This window comes from Allobosea sp. 2RAB26 (genome assembly GCF_052115465.1).
Taxonomy (GTDB): Bacteria; Pseudomonadota; Alphaproteobacteria; order Rhizobiales; family Beijerinckiaceae; genus Allobosea.
In genome coordinates, this window is the sequence record NZ_JBFRGS010000054.1 from 1 (window position 1) to 1,802 (window position 1,802).

General features: G+C 68.8%; 1 protein-coding gene and 1 pseudogene. Both read right to left on the minus strand.

Annotated features, from left to right (window positions below):
- A pseudogene (locus AB4118_RS33930) lies at positions 1–372 on the minus strand (type I secretion system permease/ATPase); the annotation flags it as partial.
- Positions 373–452: 80 nt separating this feature from the next.
- Positions 453–1,802: calcium-binding protein (locus AB4118_RS33935; protein WP_441493886.1), on the minus strand; the 1,350-nt coding region annotated here is incomplete at its 5' end.

Here is a 1,802-nt window from a genome sequence, read left to right on the forward strand (position 1 = left end):
CCCGCGCTCCAGCGCCTCGGTGCTCGAGAAGCCGAAACGCGGCATGTCGATCGCCACCCGGTGCGCCAGCGGCGCGATATCCTTGTCGAGCCGGGCCCCGACCCGGACCAGCACCTGCGAGCGGATCACGTCGAAGGCGCCCTGGAACAGGTAGAGCCCGATCGCCAGCGCCGAGAGCGCCGCCAGCGTCTGGACGCTGCCCGAGGTCAGCGCCCGGTCATAGACCTGCAGCATGTAGAATGAGCCGGTCAGCGCCAGCACATTGATCAGCCCCGAGACCGCAAACAGGAAGAGGAAGGCGGAGCGGAAGCCGAGCGTCAGCCTGGCGGCATCGCGGCGGCGGGCGGAGGTCTGTGCCTTGGAAGGTGCCATGATCGCAAACCGTCAAATGAAGCAGTCGGCAGGAAGGCGGCCGGCGGACAGTGGGTCCGCCGGCCGGGAGGACACGGCTTCTAGAGCGCGAAGTTGCCGGCGGTCAGGGTGTGACTGCCCTTCAGGTTGATCTGGAAGTCGGCATCGCCGTCGGCGTCGACATTGCCCTTGACCACGGTGTAGTCGCCGTCGGCCCGGGTCTCGTAGGAGACCACCAGCTGGGCCGTGGCGGTGAAGGCCGGGCCGCTGGTCAGGGTGAAGCTCTGGTTGCCGGCGAGCGCGCCATTGGCGTCGATGCCGGACAGGTCGAGCTTATCGCCGGGCTCGAAGTCGAGGATGGTGTCGCCATCCGCCGCTTCCTTGCTCTCGAAGCGGAAGGTGTCGTTGCCCGCCCCGCCCTCCATCACGTTCACCGCCGCGCTGGCCGTGATCGTGTCGTTGCCCGCGCCGGTCGCGACGTTCTCGATGCTCCAGAGCGTGTCGCTGCCGCTGTCCGTGCTGACCGCGCTGCCGCGTCCGAGCAGGCCGTTGCCGAGATCGACCGTCAGGTTCGCCATGATCGCCGAGAGATCGAGCGTGTCGATGCCCGTGCCGCCGTCGCTGTCATCGCCGAAATAGACGTCGTTGCCGTCACCGATCGCAGCCACGAACACGTCATTGCCCGCACCCGCCACCACGGTGTCGTCGCCGGCCCCGGCCGTGATCCGGTCGTCGCCCGTGCCACCGAAGATCCGGTCGTTGCCGGCCTCGCCATCGATCAGGTCGTTGCCGGACCCGCCAAGCAGCACGTCGTCGCCGGCCCCGCCGAAGACCACGTCACGGCCCTCCCCGGCATCGACGAAGTCGTTGCCGTCGCCGGCCGAGATCGTGTCGTTGCCGCCCGCTCCGATCAGGACATCGTCGCCGCCCTGGCCGATCAGGTTGTCCGCCCCAGACGCCCCGAGCAACACGTCCGCCTCGGGCATACCGACCAGAACCAGTCCGGCGTCCGGCTGCGTTGTCTGGCCGGTTCCGCCGCCATTGCCGGTATCGGTGCCGGTACCGCAACTCCCGCCGTCGCCGTTCCCGGTCCCATTGCCGCCGCCGCCGTTCTCGGTTTCGTTGCCGGAGCCGCCGCCGTTCTCCGTCTCGTTGCCGGAGCCGGAGCCGCCGCCATTCTCCGTCTCGTTACCTGAGCCAGAGCCGCCGCCGTTCTCGGATTCGTTGCCGGAGCTGCTGCCGCCCCCGTTCTCGGTCTCATTGCCCGAGCCGCTGCCGCTCCCGTTTCCGGAACCACCACCATTACTGCCACCGCCGCCAGTCGATCCGCCGGCTGCAGCTGGTCCGGTCACGTGCATTTCATCCTGGGCACGCATGCCAACCAGATGGTCGGAGCCGCCGCCCGTATTGAGCACGACGTGGTGGGCCGATTCGAGAGCCGTCACGTCGAC